The sequence below is a fragment of the Patescibacteria group bacterium genome (assembly GCA_028707065.1).
Taxonomy (GTDB): Bacteria; Patescibacteriota; Patescibacteriia; order Patescibacteriales; family WJLG01; genus JAQTUZ01.
Window position 1 is genome coordinate 1 of sequence record JAQTUZ010000007.1, and the last position, 21,615, is coordinate 21,615.

22 protein-coding genes are annotated in these 21,615 nt (G+C 45.7%); 4 read left to right on the plus strand and 18 right to left on the minus strand.

The features are described from left to right. From PHE24_03090 to PHE24_03105, 4 genes are all read left to right on the plus strand, one after another. The coding region (locus PHE24_03090) for a hypothetical protein (protein ID MDD4902096.1) at positions 1-466 on the plus strand (466 nt) is incomplete at its 5' end. 12 nt (positions 467-478) lie between these two features. Beyond that, positions 479-1,204, plus strand: coding sequence for a class I SAM-dependent methyltransferase (locus tag PHE24_03095; GenBank protein MDD4902097.1), 726 nt, complete (start codon positions 479-481; stop codon positions 1,202-1,204). Positions 1,205-1,219: 15 nt separating this feature from the next. Beyond that, positions 1,220-2,158, plus strand: a complete 939-nt coding sequence (locus tag PHE24_03100; protein MDD4902098.1) for a hypothetical protein — start codon at positions 1,220-1,222, stop codon at positions 2,156-2,158. A 19-nt stretch (positions 2,159-2,177) separates the two neighbouring features. Further along, positions 2,178-3,104, plus strand: coding sequence for a glycosyltransferase (locus tag PHE24_03105; protein MDD4902099.1), 927 nt, complete (start codon positions 2,178-2,180; stop codon positions 3,102-3,104). A gap of 90 nt (positions 3,105-3,194) precedes the next feature. Here the strand turns inward: PHE24_03105 and PHE24_03110 are convergent, their stop codons facing one another. From PHE24_03110 to PHE24_03195, 18 genes are all read right to left on the minus strand, one after another. Then, positions 3,195-4,280 (minus strand): DegT/DnrJ/EryC1/StrS family aminotransferase, encoded by a 1,086-nt coding sequence (locus PHE24_03110; GenBank protein MDD4902100.1) that lies wholly within the window; start codon positions 4,278-4,280, stop codon positions 3,195-3,197. A gap of 3 nt (positions 4,281-4,283) precedes the next feature. Continuing rightward, a complete protein-coding gene (locus tag PHE24_03115; GenBank protein MDD4902101.1) occupies positions 4,284-4,724 on the minus strand; it encodes an FdtA/QdtA family cupin domain-containing protein in 441 nt (146 codons plus the stop codon). A 10-nt stretch (positions 4,725-4,734) separates the two neighbouring features. Continuing rightward, complete coding sequence (locus tag PHE24_03120; protein MDD4902102.1) at positions 4,735-5,709, minus strand: glycosyl transferase; 975 nt, start codon at positions 5,707-5,709, stop codon at positions 4,735-4,737. Between the two features lie 2 nt (positions 5,710-5,711). After that, positions 5,712-6,539, minus strand: a complete 828-nt coding sequence (locus tag PHE24_03125) for a methyltransferase, TIGR04325 family (protein ID MDD4902103.1) — start codon at positions 6,537-6,539, stop codon at positions 5,712-5,714. A 3-nt stretch (positions 6,540-6,542) separates the two neighbouring features. Then, positions 6,543-7,322, minus strand: a complete 780-nt coding sequence (locus PHE24_03130; protein MDD4902104.1) for a glycosyltransferase — start codon at positions 7,320-7,322, stop codon at positions 6,543-6,545. Positions 7,323-7,324: 2 nt separating this feature from the next. Further along, positions 7,325-8,212: a glycosyltransferase gene (locus tag PHE24_03135; GenBank protein MDD4902105.1), complete on the minus strand. Its 888-nt coding sequence runs from the start codon at positions 8,210-8,212 to the stop codon at positions 7,325-7,327. A 6-nt stretch (positions 8,213-8,218) separates the two neighbouring features. Next, positions 8,219-9,346, minus strand: a complete 1,128-nt coding sequence (locus tag PHE24_03140; GenBank protein ID MDD4902106.1) for a glycosyltransferase — start codon at positions 9,344-9,346, stop codon at positions 8,219-8,221. 181 nt (positions 9,347-9,527) lie between these two features. After that, entirely contained in the window at positions 9,528-10,760 is a 1,233-nt protein-coding gene (locus PHE24_03145; protein ID MDD4902107.1) for a cysteine desulfurase family protein, read from the minus strand. 64 nt (positions 10,761-10,824) lie between these two features. Next, positions 10,825-11,808 (minus strand): D-alanine--D-alanine ligase, encoded by a 984-nt coding sequence (locus PHE24_03150; GenBank protein ID MDD4902108.1) that lies wholly within the window; start codon positions 11,806-11,808, stop codon positions 10,825-10,827. Positions 11,809-11,942: 134 nt separating this feature from the next. Next, positions 11,943-12,197 carry a NifU family protein gene (locus tag PHE24_03155; GenBank protein MDD4902109.1) on the minus strand — a complete coding sequence of 85 codons (255 nt, stop codon included), beginning with the start codon at positions 12,195-12,197 and terminating at the stop codon, positions 11,943-11,945. A gap of 133 nt (positions 12,198-12,330) precedes the next feature. Next, positions 12,331-12,699 (minus strand): iron-sulfur cluster assembly scaffold protein, encoded by a 369-nt coding sequence (locus PHE24_03160; GenBank protein ID MDD4902110.1) that lies wholly within the window; start codon positions 12,697-12,699, stop codon positions 12,331-12,333. A gap of 285 nt (positions 12,700-12,984) precedes the next feature. Then, entirely contained in the window at positions 12,985-13,746 is a 762-nt protein-coding gene (locus PHE24_03165) for a L,D-transpeptidase family protein (GenBank protein ID MDD4902111.1), read from the minus strand. Positions 13,747-13,950: 204 nt separating this feature from the next. Further along, positions 13,951-16,308, minus strand: a complete 2,358-nt coding sequence (locus tag PHE24_03170; GenBank protein MDD4902112.1) for a DUF3160 domain-containing protein — start codon at positions 16,306-16,308, stop codon at positions 13,951-13,953. A gap of 123 nt (positions 16,309-16,431) precedes the next feature. Next, positions 16,432-17,478, minus strand: a complete 1,047-nt coding sequence (mltG, locus tag PHE24_03175) for an endolytic transglycosylase MltG (protein MDD4902113.1) — start codon at positions 17,476-17,478, stop codon at positions 16,432-16,434. 111 nt (positions 17,479-17,589) lie between these two features. Further along, on the minus strand, positions 17,590-18,630 hold the full coding sequence (locus tag PHE24_03180; protein ID MDD4902114.1) for a sugar phosphate nucleotidyltransferase: 1,041 nt from the start codon (positions 18,628-18,630) through the stop codon (positions 17,590-17,592). A 58-nt stretch (positions 18,631-18,688) separates the two neighbouring features. Further along, entirely contained in the window at positions 18,689-20,596 is a 1,908-nt protein-coding gene (locus PHE24_03185) for an efflux RND transporter periplasmic adaptor subunit (GenBank protein ID MDD4902115.1), read from the minus strand. Positions 20,597-20,635: 39 nt separating this feature from the next. Further along, the gene (locus tag PHE24_03190; GenBank protein ID MDD4902116.1) at positions 20,636-21,058 is read right to left on the minus strand and encodes an endonuclease domain-containing protein; all 423 of its coding nucleotides are present in this window, start codon (positions 21,056-21,058) and stop codon (positions 20,636-20,638) included. A gap of 38 nt (positions 21,059-21,096) precedes the next feature. Then, positions 21,097-21,519 (minus strand): response regulator, encoded by a 423-nt coding sequence (locus PHE24_03195; GenBank protein ID MDD4902117.1) that lies wholly within the window; start codon positions 21,517-21,519, stop codon positions 21,097-21,099. Between the last annotated feature and the right edge of the window lie 96 nt (positions 21,520-21,615).

A 21,615-nucleotide genomic window follows, 5' to 3' on the forward strand; every position in this document is an offset into this window, starting at 1 on the left:
AAGAATTTCCCTGCTGGCGAAAAAATTGACAGATCAGGCGAGAAAAAAATATTCTAAAATCGTCGGAGTCCATATCCGCCAGGGGGATTTTCGCGCTTATGCCAACGGCGAATATTATTTTTCGCCGGAGAAAGTGGCCCTGATCTTAAAAGATTTTATCGATAAAACCGGCCTGGCCGATACTTGTTTCGTGATCGCTTCCGATGAAAAAATAAAACCGGAAATATTTTCCGGCTTGAATATCGTTTTGTCTTCGGGAAAAATAATGGAAGACTTTTTTACTCTCGCCCAAACCGATCTGCTCATCGGCGCCAACAGCAGTTTTGGCGCTTTCGCCGCTTATTACGGGAATATCCCGATGGCGATCTTCTCTGCCGAACCGCTGGATTGGAATTTTTACCTTGATCAAAAAAAATTCTTTTTTGACCAAAAATCAATCGCCCATCTGCCGCAGCTATTAAATTAATATCCGCAAAATATGAGCAAGCTTTATAAGCGAATAGTCAACATAAACAAGGAGGAAAAATTCATCAGCTTTATTTTACGAAAATATTTTCCCAAGGACGCCAAGATACTCGATGTCGGGTGCGGCCTGGGCAACAAGCTGGAATATATCAAGAATATCGGCTACGCCGACATTGTCGGGGTGGAAAAAAACAAGGAGCTGATCGCCGAAGTGCTGCGAACTAAAAATATTCCGATCTTATCTTCCGAGCAGTTTGAAAAAACAAGCGGCCGATACGACCTCATCATAATGTCTCATCTGATCGAGCATTTCAATCCGGACGACCTGCTCGTTTTTATGGATAGCTATTTGGATCGCTTGAAAACCGGAGGATATCTGTTGATTCTGACGCCGACCATGACCGAATATTTTTATTTTGATTTCGATCATATCAAACCCTACCATCCGGCCGGCATCCTGATGTTCTTCGGCAAGGCAAAATCTCAAGTGCAGAATTATTCCCGGAATAAATTGGGGCTGTCTGAACTGTTTTTCAATCGGGTGCCTTTCAAAAAAGTTTTCACCAAAAAACAATTATTGGGCAAGAGGGATTATCCGGCCATCTTTGCCAATCTGGTTTGGGCGATTATCTACCACCTGTCTTTTTCTGCCGTGGCGCAGACGGTCGGCTGGATCGGATTATTTAAAAAATTGGGAGATTCAAAGGACGCGATTGGCAATCCGAAAAACATTCAATAAATAAAAATTTTTCCTATGCCCGATAAACCGATCAATATCATTTTCATTCATCGCGGCCAAGCCGATTATTTGCGCTTTTCCCTGGCTGGCGCGCGCCGCTCAAACCCGACGGCAAATATCATTCTGCTTGATGACGGCAGCAACGGTCCTTTTGATTCTATCAAACGCTATAACATCGATGATTACTCCGGCGGCGCTGAAGAATTCGCCCGGGTCTATCAGCATTTTTCGTCTAATCCCGAGTGGTACGAACTTTTTTGCCTGCAAAGGTGGTTTATCATCGCTGATTTTGTCAAAAAAAATGGGCTGGAAAATTTTTTTCACGCCGATTCCGACGTCTTGATCTTCGCCGATCTGGCCAAGGAATGGCCGAAATTTTCCCAGTTTGCTCTTACCTTGTCGGAAGGTTCGGCCGGGCATAATTCTTTCTGGAACAGCCCGGAAATCCTGGATGATTTCTGCCGTTTCTTAACGGATGTCTATAGCCGAAAGGATGAAGCCGGCTATCAGCGCGTGGTCGATTTTTGGAAAAATTATCAACTGAAGAATAAGCCGGGCGGAATTTGCGATATGACCATGCTTAATTTCTACAAGAAAAGCCGCCCGGAGCTGGTCGGCGAAACAGCCGGAATAATCGACGGCTCGACCTATGACGATAATTTTTCCAGCTCCATTCAAGGCGGCGTTCATTATCAGATGTCGGTTTGGGGGGCAAAAAAAATCTATTGGCGCTCGGGCGCCCCATACGGCAAGGATGATTCCGGCAATTTGATCAAATTCAATACTCTGCATTTGCAAGGCAAGAAAAAAAAGTATCTTGAACGGGCTTATCAGGGAAAAAATATTTATGCCTGGGAGACGTTTATCAAGGGAAAAATAATCAGTTTGATTAAGAAAGCCGGTTTGTTTGAATTTTATACTAAATTGAAAAGGATATTCAAAAAAGATATTTAACCCCTAAACAGTAAAATATATGATAACTACAAGGCCATTGGCTCCGATCGTTCTCTTTGTTTATAATCGCCTCGGCGAAACCGAACAGACAATTGCCGCCCTGCAAAAAAATATTTTAGCCCCTGAGAGCGATCTGATCATCTTTTCTGATGGTCCCAAAAATAATGCGGCAAGCCAGCAGGGTGTTGCCGCAGTTCGAGAATATCTCAAAACCGTCGGCGGTTTCAAAAGCACGAAGATCGTTACCCGGGAAAAAAATTATGGCCTGGCTCAGTCGATCATCTCCGGCGTCAGCGAAATCGTCAATCAGTACGGCCGAATAATCGTTTTGGAAGATGACATGGTCAGCTCGCCTTATTTTTTGCAATACATGAATGATGGTTTGGAACTGTATGAAAACGAGGATAAGGTTGCGAGCGTCCATGGCTATATCTATCCGGTCAGGAAAACATTGCCGGAAACGTTTTTTTTGCGGGGAGCTGATTGCTGGGGCTGGGCAACCTGGAAGCGCGGCTGGGATTTGTTCGAATCCGACGGCCGAAAATTACTGCAAGAGTTGGAAGAAAAAAAATTAACCGGGGAATTTGATTTTTCCGGCTCTTATCCTTATACCCAGATGCTGCGCGATCAGATTGGCGGCAAGAATGATTCCTGGGCGATCCGCTGGTATGCCTCGGCATTTTTAAAAGACCGCTTAACGCTCTATCCGGGAAAATCCTTGATTAGAAATATCGGTTTCGGCGGCAGCGGCACCCATTGCGGCGAGGAAACTGATTTAACGCCGATCAATCAGGTCGAAGATGCCAAAGTGGAGGTAAAAAAAATCGCGCCGGAAGAGAACCGGGCGGCCCGCCAGGCGATTATTGAATTTTTCAGAACCCAGACTTGCTGGCAGGCCAGAGGCTGGAGAAAAATTAAAAAAACTTTAAAAAAATTATTCAGCTGATCCGTCCGCTTTCTTTTTTTTTCCATAGCAAGATAAAAGCCCCCTAAGGGGCTTTTTTGTCGGGACGGTCAAATCGTGATATTCGCTTGGTTAAAAAAGATTTATCGTCGAAATTATGTAATCAACTTCTTTTTTCTCCAGCTCGGGGAAGATCGGCAAGGACACGATCTCGCGGGCGAATTTTTCCGAATTAGCCAGGTCAGGGGCGGCGAATTCGGCAAAGGCCGTTTGCAAATGGATCGGGTAAGGATAATGGATGCCAAATCCGATTTTATTTTTCTTCAAATATTCCAGAAACTTCTCCCGCTCTTCAACCCTGATCACGAATTGATGCCAGACATGGCCGGCGGGCTCGTTCATTTTCGGCAAAATTATCTTTTTATTTTTTATTTCGGACAAATATCTCGCGGCTGTTCCCTGTCTTCTTTTATTATAATCGGCCAAATATTCCAATTTGATATTCAAGATCCCGGCTTGCACTTCATCCAAGCGGCTGTTGTAGCCGTCAAATTCGGAAAAATATGAATCCTCCATGCCGTATTTTCGCAAACTCGCGCATTTTTTGGCGATCTCCTGATCGGAAGTGACGATCAATCCGGCATCGCCGTAAGCGCCCAAATTTTTAGTGGGATAAAAACTGAAACAGCCGGCATCGCCGAAACCGCCAACCATTTTCCCGGCGTGAGCCGCCCCGTGCGCCTGAGCGCAATCTTCAACGATTTTCAACCCGTGCTGTTTGGCGATCTTTACGACCTCATCTATGGCGCAAACCTGGCCATAAAGATGGACTGGCACTATCGCCTTGGTTTTCGCCGTAATCTTTTTTTCTATTTTTTTGACATCGATTAAAAAATCCTCGCCGGCATCAACCAATACCGGTTCGGCCATCAATTCCTTGATCGCGCTGACGGTCGGACTGGCCGTGTTGGCCGCGGTGATCACTTCATCGCCACAGCCCACTCCCACCGCCCGCAAGGCGATCTTCAGGGCATCAGTTCCGGAGTTAACCCCGATACCGAAGCGGCAGCCGGAAAATTGCGCAAAATCTTCTTCGAATTTTTTCACTTCCGGACCGAGAATCAAATTTCCGGATTGCAAAATACGCTCGACAGACTTCATGACCTCGGTTTTTATCGCTAAAAATTGGCGGCGATTATCAAAAAAAGGCACTGTCATAGATTATTTTTTATGATGACCTCTGACGTATTTTAAAAATTCGTCATAACTGCGGATATAATCATTTTCAACAAAATAATCATTAGCTAAGACCAGGATCACGCAATCCGAGCTGAAACCGGACATTTCGTGCCACAATTCTTTGCCCAAGATTACTCCGACGCTCGGATCGTTCATCAAGATCGTCTGCTGATTGGCGCCATCATCCAATTTTATTTTAAAGTTGCCGTTGATGCAAAAAATTATCTGCTCCAGTTTCTTATGAGCATGATGGCCGCGCTTTGATTTTTGATTGAACAGCTTGTTGATGAAATAGACTCTTTTGATCTCGATCGGAATATTTTTCTTGGCTTCGGCGATACCCAGCAATCCGTCGGGAAAATCGTTAAAATTCTGCAATTTTACGAATCCGGAATTCTTTACCCTTATTTTTTTCTTATTCATATATTTTAAATTATTTACTTAATTTCTTTATTTTTCTTTTTAACCGAAAAATGATTTTTCTGACCTTCACCTCGAAAATATGATTCAAGGAAAAAGTTCCGGCGCGGAAATCCGGATCAACCGACCTTACCATCTGCCACGACTCGTTGATCGCTTTTCCATAGGCAGCGTAAATTTCTTTAATGAGAGGGCTCGGATTAAAAACATAACTGCCCTGGTAAATTTTCAATTTATTGAACAGAAAATACAATTGTGAATCGTGAAAATGATAAAAAACCAGATTAAAAACCTCGCCGCTCTCCCGCACCTTGATGATGCCGTCTTGCTTTAAAAATTCAAACCGCCGCGTATTCCAAGGCGCGACGCCCGCGCCCCAATATTTAGACTCAGCCACCAGGCCGGCAAATCTCGTTGTCCAATCATCCAAATATTTCTGGTCGCCGAATTTGCCGTCTTCCCGGCGGCTGAAACACCATTCGATAACGCGGTCTTTCCACCAATTCAAGATCTTCAATCCTTCGGCATTGTTCTTAAAAGTCATGAATTGCACGCAGTATTTTCCGCTCAAGGCCGATTGGTCGTATTCCGGCGCATAATGATGTTCAGTCATCAGCACTGATTTATCGCCGATCTGATCCAGGGCGGCCTGCGGCGAACCAAAGAAAAAGATGTCGGCATCGATATAAGTGCAGCTTGCCAAATTGAATTTTTTCAGACAATACAAGATCGTCGAGGTGGTGGAAGTCCAGCAATATTCACCCTTGGTGCGCCCCGGCTTCACCGCCTTAAGCCTTTCGTCTTCCAGTTCGCTCAACGGGATAATAGTGGCGTGGGCCAAATTAAGCCTGGTCAAAATCCCGAAACTGCGGTCGTCAAAGGCGAAAATATACAGATGAAAAGGTTCCGGTTGCCTTAACAAAGAATTATATAAAGCCAGCCCCTTAAGGAGATAAAAAGAATCGAACAGCGTACAAAAATTATTCATAGTTATTTTTTGGGTAAAGTAAAAATGTATCCCCGGTGCTCGGCCGTCTGTTTGCCCGCTTTGATGACGCCGCTGACTGGATCAGGAAATTCTTCCAATAATTCATAGCCCGCGGCTTGGAAAAAATTTTTTAACTTAACCGGATTCAAGATCCAAACCGGATAACTGGCTGAGTAAATATTTGGCGGGACTTTTTGGATCGTGATGAAATCATCTTGGCCGCTCGTTATCAATCGGTCAAGAACAATCATATCGATTCGGCGCTGCATAATTTCTTTTAGCAAACCGTAAGGATCGGCCAGATATTGGATAGAAGCGGAAAAAACGACCAAATCGATTTTTTCCTGGGTAAGACATCGGGCAACGCTCGGCCAAAACCTGATATTTTCATTCTTGATATTTTTTTTCCCTTCTTCGACCACCTGATCCTGCTCCACGATATTCCATTTGACCGACTCAAGCCGATCTAAAAATTTTTTGTTTTGCCGATAAGTCGTCCCAAACGATCCGCCGAAATCCAGCACATTCAATCTGCCTCGGGCTTTGGCCGCAGCCAGCATCAAGGCCGCCAGCAAGGGCCAGGAATATTCGATCTGATCGAACAAAACCGTATCTCGCTCCCAAACCGCTTCGCCGTTTTCCGCTTTCATCGCCGCCGCCAAGGCTTTTTCCATTATCCGCCGGTCATCATATCCGGAAGTTTTTTTTCTCGCCTCAACCCAATCATGATAAACCCCTTCATATTTACATTTGCCGCTCTGGTCCTTGACCAAGGCTAATAAGGCTGGCGGCATGGCTGCCTTGATTATTTGTTTAATTTTATCTTTCATAAATCATCTTTTTGCCCGCTTTTCTCTGATTTTATTGAGAAAATCGACCAAAAAATATTCAACCGGATTGAGGTATCTTTTTTGCACCTTTCTGATATTGTCCCGATTTTCCTCCCGCTTGTCAATGGCGGAAGATTGAGCGCCCTCGCCCATCCGGTAATTGCAGATGATCCGGTTAAAAAAACTCCAATTGGTTTTATTCCTGATCCTGAACCAGAGATCCGGATCCATTTCCGAGGTCAGGCTTTCGTCAAAGCCGCCGAACTTTTCCAGCACCGATTTCCTGATGAACACGGCTTGATGCGGAACAAAGCGCAAAATTTTCATCAGGTAGCGCCCGATGAAACTTTTCGAATTATGCCAATGCAAAAGCGGCTTATCCGGATAAACAAGGATCGGCGAACCGTCGGCTCTGATCGTATTAGCTCGGCCATAAATCCAATCCAAACCGGGATTTTTTTCCAAAAATTCAGCCGCGTCCGCCAGAACCCGCTGATCATAAAAACTATCGTCGGAATGAAGATGGATCAGAAACTCCCCTTGCGCCCGCTCGGTGCCGGCATTCATCGCCGCGGAAATTCCTTTCGGCTCAAATTGAAAAAACTTGACTTGCTCGGGAAATTCCAGCTGATATTTTTTAATCATCTCCGCCGTGCCGTCGGCGGAAAACGCATCGATAAAAATATGCTCATAGTCGGTAAAACTTTGCGCCCTGACCGAGGCGATATTTTCCGCCAAGTATTTGGCGCTATTTTTTGTACAAGTAATTATGGAAAATCTCATATTCAGATCAGTCCTTTTATCATTCCCCGGGCTTTTTTAAATTTACCCGTGAGAATTTGGCGCAAAATCCAGCCGACATTGGCCCAATAAAAACCCAAGAAGTCATTTAATTCTTTCCCGCCCAATTTTTTAAAAATCGCCTGGCGATTAAAACTTTCTTTATAGCCCAAAGCGTATCCATCCTCCCGGCCCGAGGCGCTCTGGGCATGGAAAACGCGGGCCTGGGGCTCGATCAGAAAAAAATATCCGGCCAGTTTGGCGCGCCAGCAGAAATCCACATCCTCCAAAGCTTCGCGCCCGCCGCCAAAAACCGTGAAACCGCCTAATTTTTTAACTATTTCTTTATCGTAAGAGCAGACGCCGCCGTGAACGTAAAAAGCGGTTTGGCGATCCCCGATCCCATCGTCCCAGGATTGAAAACCGATCTCGTTGATATCCCAAGACAAACCTGCGCGCAAACCGAAAAATTTATTGTATCTTTTTTCCCAGATATTTTTTGACCGGTTATTGATGATCACGCCGCCGACTCCCAATAAGTTGGGGTCATCGTTCCAGGCGGCCATAGTCTCTTTAAAAAAATAATTTTCCAATTGCAGATCATCGTCCAGAATGAAACAAATTTTTTCTTTTGCCAGGTTCAAACCGATATTGCGCGAGCTGGAACTGCCGCGCTGCTCTTTGGCCGGATCTTTGCGATAATAAACTAAGTTGATTTTAAGCAGGGTTGATTCCTTTTTCCAGTACTGCAAAAATTCTTCGCCCAGCTCGGCGTCATCGACCAGAATGATTTCGGCCGGCAGCAAATCCTGCCGCAAGATCGAGGTCAGGCAATTTCCCAATTCCTTTTGCCGATTATAAGTCGGAATAACGATACTGAATGATTTGATCATAAAAAATTATTTTCCTTGATAAATTCGCTCATAGCCGTCAGCCGTATTCCGCAAATTGAATTTTTCCGCCTGTTGGCGATTGTTTTTTAAAATTTTATCTAAAACATCAACGTCCTGCAGATCGCGGAATCTTTTTAAAAATCCTTCCGCGCTGTCCAGATCGTAAATTTCCGCTTCACTGCCAGCGACTTCAATATTTCCGCCAACCCGAGTGGCGAGCATGGGCAACCCCGAGAATAATCCTTCGATCAAAGAAATCGCCAAACCTTCATAGCGAGAAGGCAAAACCAATAGATCAAAACCGCGCAAATAACGGCTGCCATTATCAACGTTGCCGATTAAAAATATTTTATCTTGCAAATTATCCTGTTTGATTAAATTTTCGTATAACGGCCGTTCGCTTCCTTCGCCCATTATTACCGCCACGGCATCCGGCCTGATTTCCAAGACCTTCGGAAAAATATTGATCAAAAATTCGTAATTCTTGGCATAGTCCAGGCGGCCGATCGAACCGATGAGATATTTCCCCGCCAGATCGCGGCCTGCCTTCTGCGAAAAAAAATTGATTGCCTCCGACCGCGGAACGAAGTTCATTTTCTCCGGATCCAAACCGTTATAAATCAGAATTCCTTTCTTAGTTAACTTTCCTTGCCCGAATTTTTCCCAATTTTCTCGGGAGACAAAAACTGGCGCATCCACGAACAACAAGCAGAATTTAAAAAATAACCAATAGGCTAATTTTAGAATCGGCGATATCTGATAATGTTCGTCGAGCATCGACATACCCCTAAAAGTAAAAACAGTTCTTATTTTTTTACCGGCCAGCTTGGCGCCGATAGCGCCGGGCAAGGCGTTGGAACTATTGAAATGGACGACGTTAAAATCATGCTGCCGCAAATAACGGGCGATCTCGCCGATAAAAAAAAGATTAGCCAAAGGATTATGCGTTCTCTTCAGCCATTGAAACCGATAATAAGGAATTTTTTCTTTATCCAATTCGGCCGGCAGCCAATCGCCGTCGCCAAAACCGACGGTCACCTCGTGGCCGCGCTTTTTCATTTCTCTGGCCAGATTCAGTACCGAAGTCTGCGCCCCGCCCACGACGGCCTTCGTTATTACTAAAAGAATCCTCATAAATACGCAAATTATCCACCTCTTTTGTCATCCCGAGCCCATGGCGAGGGATCTATTAAGCAAATACCTCGTATTTTATCAATCAAAATTTTTATTGATGAAATATAAACTTCTCGGATAATAGATCCTTCGTCGCGCGCCGAGGCGGCTCGCTCCTCAGGATGACAAAAAATAGCATCTATTATTTTTTGTAAATCGGGTTCATCTTTCTAAGTTTCTCAACAATTGGCGGTAAAATCTTGATTAACTTGTCGATTTCCTCTTTCGTATTGTCTTTGCCCAAGGTAAAGCGGATCGAATAGTGCGAGTCTTCTTCGCAAACACCCATCGCTTCCAAGACTTCCGATGATTTCAAACTGTTGGAGGCGCAGGCCGAACCAGTGGAAACGGCCACACCTTCAAAATCCAAAGAGATCAAAACCGATTCGCCCTCGGCGCCGCGGAGAGTGAAATGGGCGTGCGCCGGAGTGGAATTGGCCCGATCGGTATTTAGAACCACATCGGGAATATTTTTCAGCACTCCTTCGACCAGCCGATCCCGCAAAGCGGCGATTTTTTTATTATTTTTTTCTCGTTCTTTTTCAGTAATCAGCGATAAAGCTTCCCCCAAGCCGACAATGCCAGTCACATTCAAGGTGCCGGAACGGATATTCCGCTCATGGTGGCCGCCTAATTGGATCGGCGCGATCAGCGCGCCCTTCCTTATATATAGTAAGCCAACGCCTTTGGGCCCGTAAATCTTATGACCGGACATCGAGAGCAGATCAACATGAAGTTTATCGACATTGCAATCGAAAAAATTCACCCCTTGCGTGGCATCAGTATGAAAATAGATTGCTCGGGGTTTGGGTAATTTTTTCGCCGCCCCGATCCGCTGCCATTCGTTCATCCTGCCTTCATTGATTTTCTCGATCAATTTGCCGATCTCTCTGATCGGCTCGCAAATGCCGACTTCGCTGTTGACATACATAATTGAAACCAAAACCGTATTTTCCTTGATTGCGTTTTTCACGTCTTCCGGATTTACCGCACCGTTTTTATCGACCGGCAAATATGTGACTTCGACGCCTTCCCGCTCTAAGTCGCGGCATGGTTCAATGATCGCATCGTGCTCGACTTTGGAGGTAATGATATGCGGCTTGGCAATTTCACTTTTAAACGCTTTGATCACTCCTCTTAAAGCTAAGTTGTTCGATTCGGTTGCGCCGGAAGTAAAAATTATTTCTTGACTCTCACAGCCGAAAAACTTGGCCGCCTTAGCCCGGGCTTGATCCACGCCCAAAACCGCCTTTTGTCCATAGGCATGGATTGAAGACGGATTGCCAAAAATCTCCCGCCAATACGGCTCCATCGCTTTTAAAACTTTCTTATCCGCCGGAGTCGTGGCGCTGTGATCTAGATATATCATAAATATGATGCTAATCCGCGAATGAGCGCGAATGCCGCGAATAACGCGAATCAAAATACAAAAAATTTTATTATACCAATTCTATAATCTTATTGATCAGCTGCCGATAGGTCATTCCCTGGTCCATCATCAGCATCGGGAACATCGAGATGTCGGTGAAACCGGGCAAGGTGTTGATCTCATTGAAATATATTTGGCCTTGATGGAGGAAAAAATCCACGCGGGCAAAGCCGGAGCAGCCGCAAAGCCGATAAACTTTTTCCGCCAGCGTCCTGATTTCGCGCGTCTCGGCGCGGCTTAAGCGGGCTGGAATGATTGCTTGGGCCTGGCCTAATTTATATTTATCATCGTAATCGTAAAATTCTTTGGCCGGCTTTATTTCTCCGGGCCGGGAAATGATCAATTCCTTATTGCCCAGCACCGCCACTTCGATTTCCCGCGGACTGACTAAGCCTTCTTCGACTAGGATTTTTTGATCATGCTTAAAAGCTTCTTTAATGGCGCTCGCCAAACCGCTTGGCTTGACCACCCGCGTTATGCCGACCGACGAACCGGAATTGGACGGCTTGACGTAAACCGGGAAGCGCAATCTTTTTTTAACTTCCGCCGCAAATTTTACTAAATCATTTTTTGGTCTTAAGTCAGCGTCAAAAGCTAAAAATTTCACTTGTCGGATTCCTGCGCCGCTAGCTAATTCTTTGCAGACGGCTTTGTCCATGCAGAGCGCTGATGCCAGCACGCGGCAACCGCAATATTTTATTTTTTGCGATTCAAAAATGCTTTGCAGGATTCCGTCTTCGCCGAACCGGCCGTGGGTCATCGGCAAAGCGACATCAAAACGGTTCTTAAAATTCTCAATCAATAATTTATTTTTGGCCGTTGTTTTCAAATGCGCCGGATCCGGCACATCATAAAATAAACCGTTCTTATGCCAATAAACGCAGATTAATTTATATTTACGGAAATTAAAATTCTTAAAGACATTAATAGCCGAAGCCACTGAAACTTCCGCTTCGTTGCCCAAACCGCCGAAAAATAATGCGACTGTTTTCATAACACGCAGGATTTAAGAATTGGCCCCGTCGCAGTCTCCTCCGCCGGCTGGCGGATCGGGACTGCGACGCCGATTAATTACTTTCGCCGCAGTCCGCTTCGCAAGACTGGCGGCGGGGCGAAATGGAAATAAATTTATTCGTTAATGACTTTTTTTACTTCCGGCACTTCCTTCTTCAGTATCGCTTCCACGCCTTCTTTCAAAGTAAGCTGTGACATCGGGCAATGAGCGCAATGGCCGACCAAACCGACTTTCACCGTACCGCTTTTCTCATCAAAGCTTTTGAACTCCACATCTCCTCCGTCAGCCTGCAAAGAAGGGCGAACAGTATCTAACGACTTTTTTATCTTTTCCTCTATTTTTTTGTCTTTATCCTTTATGCTCGGCATAATTTTTAAATTTTGTAATTTTTAATTTTTAAATAATTTTTAAATCATAATTTTTAAACAAACAATTTAAATCCGAAGTTTAAAAATTAAAAATTTTGATTTATTTAAAAATTATAAAATTAAAAATTAATACTTATTTATTCTTCTTCTGATAATTTTCTATCGCCTTCTTTAATGCGTCCACGCCGAGCATCGAGCAATGAACTTTGACTTCCGGCAAGCCGCCCAGATCTTTGACCACGTCGTCTTTGGTGATTTTCATCGCCTCCTCGAGAGTTTTTCCTTTGACCATATCGGTCAAATCCGAAGACACGGCGATCGCCGCGGCGCAGCCTAAAGTCTCGAATTTAATATCTTTAATAATATTATTTTCGATCTTCAGATATATTTTCATCACGTCGCCGCAGACCGGATTGCCTTCCTGCCCGACCGCGTCGCAATCTTTCATTTCGCCCTGGTTATGCGGATTCTTAAAATGCTCTAAAACTTTTGGGGTATACATATGATTAAATCGTAAATTTCCGCCAAAGGCGGATCAGCCTCTGGCTGAAAGATTTAAAGAATTATAAATTATTTCTATTAAATATTGCCATACTTTTTTAATTAAGTCAAGTATTTTATCTAAAATAAGCAAAAACCCCCAATCGGGGGCTTATTCTTAAATCTTAAATCCTAATTCTTAAATCTTTGGTTCTGCCGCAATCACTGCCTCGGGACCATGATGCAATCATAAATTTTCCGGCAGCAGTCCGAACTGATCCTGCTGCATGGCTATATTCCTAAATCTTTATTTGATAATGACTTGAGTGCCGATTTCCGCCCAATTATAAAGGGTTTTGGCTTCGCCATTCCGCCCCACCCGAACGCAACCATGAGAAGCCGGATGGCCAAGATCTTTTTCCCCTTCACGCCGGCCGTCGGGCCAATAAGGCAGCTCGTGAATCCCGAATTGAGTACCGATAAAACCCATCCAATAAGGCATCCAGAGCTTGGCCGAATTTGACCAAGCCTTGGGATTTTTATTGGCAATGGCAAAAGTTCCCTTGGGGGTCGGGTGGGCTTTGGTGCCGGTAGAGGCGATGAATTTGCCCAGCTCAACTTTTCCCAAAAAATAAGAAAGTTCCTGTTTGGCAAGATTTATTTCGATATGTTTTTTCAGTTTAACCGTCGTTGAGCTGGCCGGATCATAGCCGGATTTTACTTCCGCGCCGTCCTGATGGCTGTCGCCATCGGTGTCGGGGTTGGTCGGATCAGTTTTGAAAAGCAGTTCCATCCGGTCGGACAAACCGTCTTTATCGAAATCTGTTTCCTTCAATTTAACTTTTCCTTTTTGTAACGGATCATAACCGTTTTTTATTTCCTCGCCATCGGGAAATCCGTCGCCATCAGTGTCGGCCTTGGCCGGATCAGTATGGAAAACCTGGGTTTCCCAAATATCAGGAATGCCATCATTATCAGTGTCGGCTAAACTGGCCGCCCGGACGGGATAAGTAATAAGTAAAAAGTAAAAAGTAAAAAAAATAACTCCTAAAATAAAATATCTTTTCATAAGACAGGCAAAGCGATTAAACAGGTTTCCTTTTAAACTCTTATTCTATCTCTTTTTTACTTTTCACTTATTACTTTTTACTTATTTTGGCTACGGCAGAGTCTCTCGCCGAGGACGCTGCCGAAATGCTCCTCGCGTCAGAGTCCCCTGACCGGGAGACTCTGACGGGGCCAAAAGCGATTAAAAAATTTTACTTTTTACTTATTATTTTTCTTCTCGAAAATTAAAAATCGGGCCGACGGCCAAAAATTTCTTATCGCCGCGCGCAAAGGAATATACCAGCAATTTGACGCCGGATAAATTTTCCCTTATCCGGCTCGCGCCGGAAATCGAGGTTAAGCTGAAACTTTTGCTTCCCCCGCTCGCCACTGAAAAAGCATGGGCAAAATCATTGATAAAAGCGTAATCTTCTTCATTCAACTCCTGGTTTTGCAATTCTTTGCCAATGATCGCCTCGGCGCCCGATAAATTTTTCTCCATCGTTTTCAAATCAGTCAAAACCGTGTTTTCGCCGTCGCTGACGCCGAGCAAGCTAAGCATCTGGATGATCATTCGCGTATTGAAAATAAGTTCGCGGCTCAAAGTCAGATCCGGTTCGATATATTGATAAAGCGGCGTCAGGTTGCCGGTGCCGGTCTGATTAAGGCGGGTTGCGTCCCGGCTCTTATAAGGCGCGAAGGTATCAGCCGTCAATTCGTCATTGGCCCAGGCGGCCAGCGCCAAATCTTTATTTCTGTTCTGCCAGGCGGCGCTGTTCATCACCGCGACCTTGGTTAATTCCCGGGCCCGCAAAAATTTGCTGCTGATATCCATGGTGCTCCAATAGGAATTGGCATGCCAGGCGTTGACGTTAAAATTTGCCAATAATTTACGCAAACTCTGGGATTGTTCCGCGTACCCGGTATAATTGGCATTGGCGGTAAAATAATCGTCAGCCGAGCCGCTTAAAGGATAGATCAAATTTAAGACATCGCGGGCCGAGCCGACGCAGCGATAATAGCCGACTTTGCCAGGCACGGGGCAGGCGGTCGCCGTGGTCTGCGCCGTTTTATCACTGCCTGAAAACAGCCCGGTAGCGGGATAGTTCAACTGGCTAAAAATATAATCGTCCGGCCAAAAAGAGCCAGTGAGCATTTTAAAACCAAGCAGCGGCTTAGTGGCCGTGGCGGTCTTGTTCAAGCCGCCTTCCAGCGCGGAAAAATCGATCGCCGCCAATTTATTTTGCAACAGCGCCAAATTCGCGTCATTGTCAGCCGGCGCTCCTTGTAAAATTTGGGTGATGTCGGACTTGCCGCTGAAAGCATCGTTAAACACCCGCTCATAATTAAGGTAATTCAAATCGCCGCGCAGGCCGGAAAAGAAAGATTGTATTTTGTAAATCTTCGCCCAGCGATTCTGCAAATTTTGATCCGCGGCCAGATCCGAAGAAATAAGAAAAGCCGTCGACACATTTATCCGCCAATCATCCTTATCCAATAAACAATTAAGGCAATTAGCGTCCCGATAGTAAAGCGGAAAAACCGAATTTAGCCAGCGCGACGCCAAATAAAAGTTATGCAGCCGGGCGTTGCTTTGATAATTTGCCGGCACGGCGAATGTCTGATAATCACGCTGATAAAGCAGGACGGGAGACTTGACCGCGGCGTTCGCGGCCCGGATCAATTTAAGTTCGGCGCCCACATCGTCGGTAAGATAGGCGGGCAGCTGCAAAGAATATTGCGACGCCTCACTCGAGCTGAAATTCGTGGAGCCGCTCAAGCCGGACGCGGCGGAAATTTGATCGTCCATCGGAGCGAGCAAGCTCAACGCCGTGGCAAAATAAGCCGTTTCCAGCCGCGAGGCTTCCAGCGCCACCTCGTTAATCGTGCCTTTTTGGTTAAGATTGTTTTCGTATCTTTGTTTGGCCAGCTGATACAAACGCTGATCGGCCGCCCAAAGATTATCATAAAAAACCGTGCTTTCCACTTCCCGGTAAGCCAGCTTCAAGACGTTCTGATAATAATAAACAAGAAAATCGCCGGTGATCAAAGTCGGCACTTGTTTGGCGTCGAGCGCCGCGTACATTTGGAAAAAACCATCAGCTTCCGCGCTGAAAGGATTGTCCAAAACGGCAAAACCGTTATTGTTTAAACTATCAAGGCCGGCATCGAGACTCATTTTCCGGTCAACGTCATAATAATTGGCCGCTTCGGTTTTGGCATTGAACGGCAAAGTTAAATTGGCCGGAGCAAGAACGATCAGAGAACTTGTCGGCCGATAAAAATCGCCGAAGCTGGCTTTCTCGGCCAGCTGTTCGGAGGCGGCCGTGCCGGTGGCCGCGCCGGTTTGCCCGGCTTCGCCGATACTGGGCAAAGTGGCAGTCGAGGAAGCAACCGGCGTCACCGGCGCCGTGGAAGTGGCGGCCGGAATCGGCGGCGGGGTTTTTGTTTTAGACTCATTAGCGAAGCGCATGGCCAAAAAAACCAAAATGACCACGATAGCCAAAATAAGAAAACTTCCCAAAACGATAAAAACAGTTTTATTTTTTTCCAGCCATGATTCGTTTTGTTCTTGATTGTCCATAAATAATTAGCGAGCACACAATCCGAACCTACAAAATATCCGAATACAGCGAATATGACTCCGAAAATTAATTCGATTTGTAGAGTTCGTAGTATTCGGATATTTCGGGGGTTCGGATTATATTTATTTCAAATACTTTTGCTTGTTCCGGTTATGTTCTTCCAAGGTTTTGGAAAAAATCGTCTCGCCATTGGCCGGATTGGTAAGAAAATAATAATAATCGGTCTTTTGGGGATAGATTGCCGCGTTGATCGCGGCGAGCGACGGATTGCAGATCGGCCCGGGCGGCAAACCGGCAAAACGATAAGTATTATAAGGGGAATCGAGCTGGGTTTCTGCCAGGGTATGCACCGCCTGATTATCGCCCAAAATGTAACTTAGCGTAGCATCGGAACCGAGCGGTTGATTGATCTTGAGGCGATTCCAAAATATTCCGGAAACAGTTTTCATCTCCTCGGCCTTTCTGACCTCTTTTTCAATGATTGAAGCCAAAATTATAATCTCATAAATACTTTTCCTTTCTTGCGCGATGTCTCCCCGCATCACCGGGGTTAATTTAGCGTCCAGATTGCCGATCATTTTTAAAATCACGTCTTCGGCCTTGGCATTATTGAACACCCGAAAGGTGTCGGGAAACAAATAACCTTCCAAACCGTAATTTTTGGGTTTATCGGCCAGAACGGAAAATTCGCTTGAATAATCCGGCAACCGGCCGCTCTGATATTTAACGAGCGGTTCACCCGCGAGCTGATAAAAAGCAGTGGTGGAAGCAATGCCCTCGCTTTGGAAATATTGGGCGATGTCCCGCAAATCCCAACCGGGAATGATGGTTATTTCTTTTTCTATATCAACGATCTTTCCCGCCACCAATTGCGCCACGATCTCCTTGACGGTCATGGCCGGGCTTAGCTGATAAACTCCGGCTTGCATGCTTGAGCCGTATTTTGATCGCCAAACGTAAACCTCAAAATGAAATTCCGATCTGATGAGCCCGGCTTTTGCCAAGTCCGCCCCGATCTTTTTGACTCCCTCTCCGGTGGCGACCGTAAATCTGACCGAAGCCCCGTTATTGTTAACCGGAAAATTAATATCGCTGTAATAGGAAAAAATAACAATGGCGGCAATGACCGCCGCGATCAAAAATAAATACTTGATGATTTTAAAAGACATTGCTATCTCGCGCTTCTTTAAAATAATTACGGCCGATTGGTTAAAACATTATCCGGCTTATTATTTTTAGACAGGCTTTAATTAATTTTATAAAAACTTTTGCTGATTATTTTACAAATATTTTTGCAACCCCGATTCTTCCATTTTCTTGAGCAGTTTGGTGACGTGGACGACTTCGCTTTTGGGAACGACCAGCAAGGCGTCGGGCGTATTGATCACCACCATTCCGTTTAAGCCGACAGCCGCTAAAACTTTCCCCGGTTCCAAATTATAAAGCAGCGAATCATTGGTATTGAAAGCGACGACCCGGCCATGGGCGACATTCTGCTCGCGGCTTTTTTCCAAAGCTTCCTTTAAAGCGTACAAAGTGCCGGGATCCGACCAGCCCATATTCAATTTGATCACCGCCGCTCGCGACAGATCCAGCTTTTCCAGGATCGCCTCGTCAAAATGCGTTATCCGCGCTTCATGATATCTTCCATTTTTGACCGGATGATAGATATCCGGCGCCAAGCGCTGATAACTATCGATCAAAAATTCGATCGAAGTGACAAAATAGCCGGGATTCCAAAAATAATCGCCGCTGGCGAACATTTCCGCGCATTCTTTTTCCGGCGGGCGGTATTTCCAGCCGGCGAAATGATGCACGGGAAATTTGCACGTTTCACCTTTCTTGGCGCCCAGTTTTATCCAGCCCAGATTATTATTGGCAAAGCGCGGCTGTTCGGCCAGAAAAATAAATCTGGCCGGATCAAGCTCCACCAATTCCTCGGCGGCGCTCAAGGCGCGGGTGAATTCTTCGGTCCTTTTCATCAGGTGATCCGACCAAAGAATGCCCATTGCCCCCCGATATCCCCGGCGATAAAGCTCGTTAACGGCAAAACAAACGGCCGGACCCAGATCGCGGCGAGCAGGCTCGATCAGAATATTCTCTTGCGGCAAATCCGGCAGCTGCTCATGAATTATCCGACGATAAAGCTCGACGGTTTGGATGAAGATATTTTCCGCCCCAAAAGCCGGGGCGATCCGTCCGAAAGCCAGCTGTAAAGTGGAGGAGCCATTGAAGATCCGGTCGAATTGCTTGGGCGAATTGATCCGGGAAAGCGGCCACAATCTGGTTCCGACCCCGCCGGCAAAAATCACTAGCTTCATTAAATAAGAGTCACTTGCTGAATTGCCTCCCAACAAAACAACATTCGAACAATAATTATTATTTGGTGTTGATGAAAACTACCACTGTCTGCCCCGGCTGTAAATTCCCTTCCGTGATCTCCACCGAACCGTCATCGCCTCTTAAACCGATCTTAACCGGCACTTCAGCGATATTGCCCTTGGCCAAAATTCTGATGATCTTATCGCCGCTGGTCTTGACGATTACGGCCCGCTCCGGCACGGTAAGGACATTGGCTCTTTTATCAGTGATGATCGTCACGTTAGCGGTCATTCCCGGCTTGATTTGCGCCAATTGCTCGGCCGGATCGGTAAATTTTATTTTCACCCGGTAATAAGTGACATCCTGGATGACGGTCGAAGCCGGATCGATGAAATAAACGCCGCCATTGAATTTTTTATCAGCGCCGAAAGCGTCCAGGGTTATTTCTACCGCGTCATCCTGCTTGACTTTGACGATATCGGATTCGGAAATGTCCACGCTGATCTCCAGATCGTTTTCCGCCAAGACCGAAAAGACCGGCAGAGTCAGATTGGTTTGTTCGCCTACTTCATAGTTATCTTTAATGACTTGGCCGTCGATCGGCGACTTGATCATATCATCATCGATCTGTTTGTTGGCGAGATCCAGCGCCGCTTGGGCGTTGTTCACTTGCGCTTGCGCCAAATTGACATCCTCGGTTCGCGGCGGGGCCATCAGCTGCGCCAGCTGTTTTTGCGCGGTGTTCAAAGCTTGCTGAGCCGTGTCCGCGCTGTTAGCGGCGGCGGAAATTTTCTGATTGCCGCCCACTTTAGCCGTGGATAAAGCGTTCTTCGCGGCAGTAATCGCCTGATCTCGAGCCGCTTGCGCCGTGTTCAAACTGTTTTGCGCGGCGGTCACATTGGTGTTATAAGCCAAATAAGCATTGTCGAAATTTTGCTGGTCTAAGGAAACGACATTGATGGCCGCGTTGGTAGCGGTAATCTGCGCGCTGATATTGGTTTTATCGGTAGTCAAAACGGTTTGATTAGTGATCGAACTGTTGACAAGGGCGTTGTATAAATTATCCAGGGCGGAAGAAATTTCCTTCAAGCAAGCCAGGGCGTCGCTCGCCGCCTGATCGATATTAGCTTCGCTTTTATTGCTTGCTACCGCCGCCAGACTGCTGTTGGCCGCGGCCAATAAAGTTTGCGCGCTGGCGTAATCGCTCTGGGTTTGCGTCAGATAAATTTTATTTTTCGAACTTAAATAATCCTTGATGGTGTCGTCGGTAATGATCACGTTGATATTATCGAGCGCCGTAACGGCCGACGTCAGTTTTCCATTAAGGTCATTGAGCAAGTTTTCCGTCGCGCTGTCGATCGATTTCTGATAATTGGTCTTGGCATTATCCAGCGCGGTCTGCGCGGCAATTACCGCCTGCTCTTGGGTGGTTTTCGTGGCGGTTAAGCCCTGCAGATCACGCAGATTATTTTGCGTCTGGGTGATGTCTTCGGCTACCGTGAGATTTGTTTTGTTCAAATTATCGACCGCGGCCGAATAAGCGGCATTAGCCTGATCGACTTGCGCTTGTGCCACGGCTAACTGCGCCGCCGTTGCCCCTTGCCTTAATTTTGCCAGGTTGGCTTGCGCTCCGGCCAGATTGGCTTGCGCTTGATCGCGTTGAATGGCTAAAGATTGAAAATCAAGCTGGGCCAAAACCTGGCCGATTTTTATCTTATCGCCGGTGCCAACGAACTTAGCCGCTAATTTACCCGGACTGGTAAAATTCAAATTGATCTGGCTGGGCGATTCAATCGTGCCCACTTCGCTCACTGTTTGGAGCAGATCTTTTCGTTGCACGACATCGGTAACATAAGTGGCGGTATTTTTCCCCCGCGAGGCAAAAACAAATCCTGCCGCCGCCAAAATTACGGCGATAACGATGAAGATGATGATATTTCTCTTAGTAAAAAATTGCTTCTTCATAATTTTTTCCCCCTCCTTTTCAAGGATCCCCCCTCCTTTTCAAGGATCCCCCCTCCTTTCAAAGGAGGGGTTTGGGGGTGGTTCTTGGGGGTGGTTTATTTCATTATCACGTTCTTTTAAAAATTTAATCAGATACTGAACCAGCCCGCCGAGCCCTTCTTTTATTTCTAAATTACGATAACGTAAAATTTTTAGCCCCAAACTTTCTAAAAAAATTTGTCTTATTTTATCTTGCTTTATTTCTTCCTCAGTTTCATGGGTCGCCCCATCTATCTCGATAACCAGCTTTAATTCCGGACAAAAAAAATCAACGATATATTTACCAACTCCCTGCTGTCGGCGGAATTTATATCCCAATTGGCTGTTTCTAAGCTGACTCCATAACAATCTTTCCGAAACAGGCCTCTCGTTCCGCAACTTTTGCCGCAGCTGTTTTTGGGATTTAATATTGTAAATTTTCATAACCACCCCTCCACCCCTCCTTGAAAAGGAGGGGAAGTTTAAACTTGATAGGTATTGCCTTCGCTTTTTTCCATTGCCTCGCGGTTTTCCATGATCCGCTTAACCTTATCGGCAAATTCCTCGGGGCTGAAATCCTGTTTGATGAAATATTGGTTGGCGCCCAAACGCAGGCCGCGGGCTTTGCTGTCCTCGTCGGAAACGTCGGTGAAGATAAAAATGTAGATATCGGAAATTTCCTCGTCGGCGCGGATCGTCTTGATGATTTCGAAGCCGTCGAGCTTGGGCAAGATCAGATCCAAAATCACGATGTCGGCGTCGACTTTCCTGATCTCGTTGATCAGCGCTTCAATATCTTCCTCGTTGCCGCGATTGATCTCGGCGCTAAATCCGCTTAAATTAAACTGCGCCTGCATCGCGCCGGCCAAATTTATATCATCCTCGATAATAAAGACGTTTTTCATATATTTAATGGTTAATTTATTCTCGAATTTACGATAGTATTATAGCACAAACTCATCATTAATCAAATTAAATTCAACTCAAAAGCCCCGGGATAA

What these genes read in the sequence shown, in the direction of transcription:
- PHE24_03095 (MDD4902097.1), top strand. Translation starts at nt 479, where the DNA reads ATGAGCAAGCTTTATAAGCGAATAGTCAACATAAACAAGGAGGAAAAA.
- PHE24_03100 (MDD4902098.1), top strand. Translation starts at nt 1,220, where the DNA reads ATGCCCGATAAACCGATCAATATCATTTTCATTCATCGCGGCCAAGCC.
- PHE24_03105 (MDD4902099.1), top strand. Translation starts at nt 2,178, where the DNA reads ATGATAACTACAAGGCCATTGGCTCCGATCGTTCTCTTTGTTTATAAT.
- PHE24_03110 (MDD4902100.1), bottom strand. Translation starts at nt 4,280, where the DNA reads ATGACAGTGCCTTTTTTTGATAATCGCCGCCAATTTTTAGCGATAAAA.
- PHE24_03115 (MDD4902101.1), bottom strand. Translation starts at nt 4,724, where the DNA reads ATGAATAAGAAAAAAATAAGGGTAAAGAATTCCGGATTCGTAAAATTG.
- PHE24_03120 (MDD4902102.1), bottom strand. Translation starts at nt 5,709, where the DNA reads ATGAATAATTTTTGTACGCTGTTCGATTCTTTTTATCTCCTTAAGGGG.
- PHE24_03125 (MDD4902103.1), bottom strand. Translation starts at nt 6,539, where the DNA reads ATGAAAGATAAAATTAAACAAATAATCAAGGCAGCCATGCCGCCAGCC.
- PHE24_03130 (MDD4902104.1), bottom strand. Translation starts at nt 7,322, where the DNA reads ATGAGATTTTCCATAATTACTTGTACAAAAAATAGCGCCAAATACTTG.
- PHE24_03135 (MDD4902105.1), bottom strand. Translation starts at nt 8,212, where the DNA reads ATGATCAAATCATTCAGTATCGTTATTCCGACTTATAATCGGCAAAAG.
- PHE24_03140 (MDD4902106.1), bottom strand. Translation starts at nt 9,346, where the DNA reads ATGAGGATTCTTTTAGTAATAACGAAGGCCGTCGTGGGCGGGGCGCAG.
- PHE24_03150 (MDD4902108.1), bottom strand. Translation starts at nt 11,808, where the DNA reads ATGAAAACAGTCGCATTATTTTTCGGCGGTTTGGGCAACGAAGCGGAA.
- PHE24_03155 (MDD4902109.1), bottom strand. Translation starts at nt 12,197, where the DNA reads ATGCCGAGCATAAAGGATAAAGACAAAAAAATAGAGGAAAAGATAAAA.
- PHE24_03160 (MDD4902110.1), bottom strand. Translation starts at nt 12,699, where the DNA reads ATGTATACCCCAAAAGTTTTAGAGCATTTTAAGAATCCGCATAACCAG.
- PHE24_03165 (MDD4902111.1), bottom strand. Translation starts at nt 13,746, where the DNA reads ATGAAAAGATATTTTATTTTAGGAGTTATTTTTTTTACTTTTTACTTT.
- PHE24_03170 (MDD4902112.1), bottom strand. Translation starts at nt 16,308, where the DNA reads ATGGACAATCAAGAACAAAACGAATCATGGCTGGAAAAAAATAAAACT.
- mltG (MDD4902113.1), bottom strand. Translation starts at nt 17,478, where the DNA reads ATGTCTTTTAAAATCATCAAGTATTTATTTTTGATCGCGGCGGTCATT.
- PHE24_03180 (MDD4902114.1), bottom strand. Translation starts at nt 18,630, where the DNA reads ATGAAGCTAGTGATTTTTGCCGGCGGGGTCGGAACCAGATTGTGGCCG.
- PHE24_03185 (MDD4902115.1), bottom strand. Translation starts at nt 20,596, where the DNA reads ATGAAGAAGCAATTTTTTACTAAGAGAAATATCATCATCTTCATCGTT.
- PHE24_03190 (MDD4902116.1), bottom strand. Translation starts at nt 21,058, where the DNA reads ATGAAAATTTACAATATTAAATCCCAAAAACAGCTGCGGCAAAAGTTG.
- PHE24_03195 (MDD4902117.1), bottom strand. Translation starts at nt 21,519, where the DNA reads ATGAAAAACGTCTTTATTATCGAGGATGATATAAATTTGGCCGGCGCG.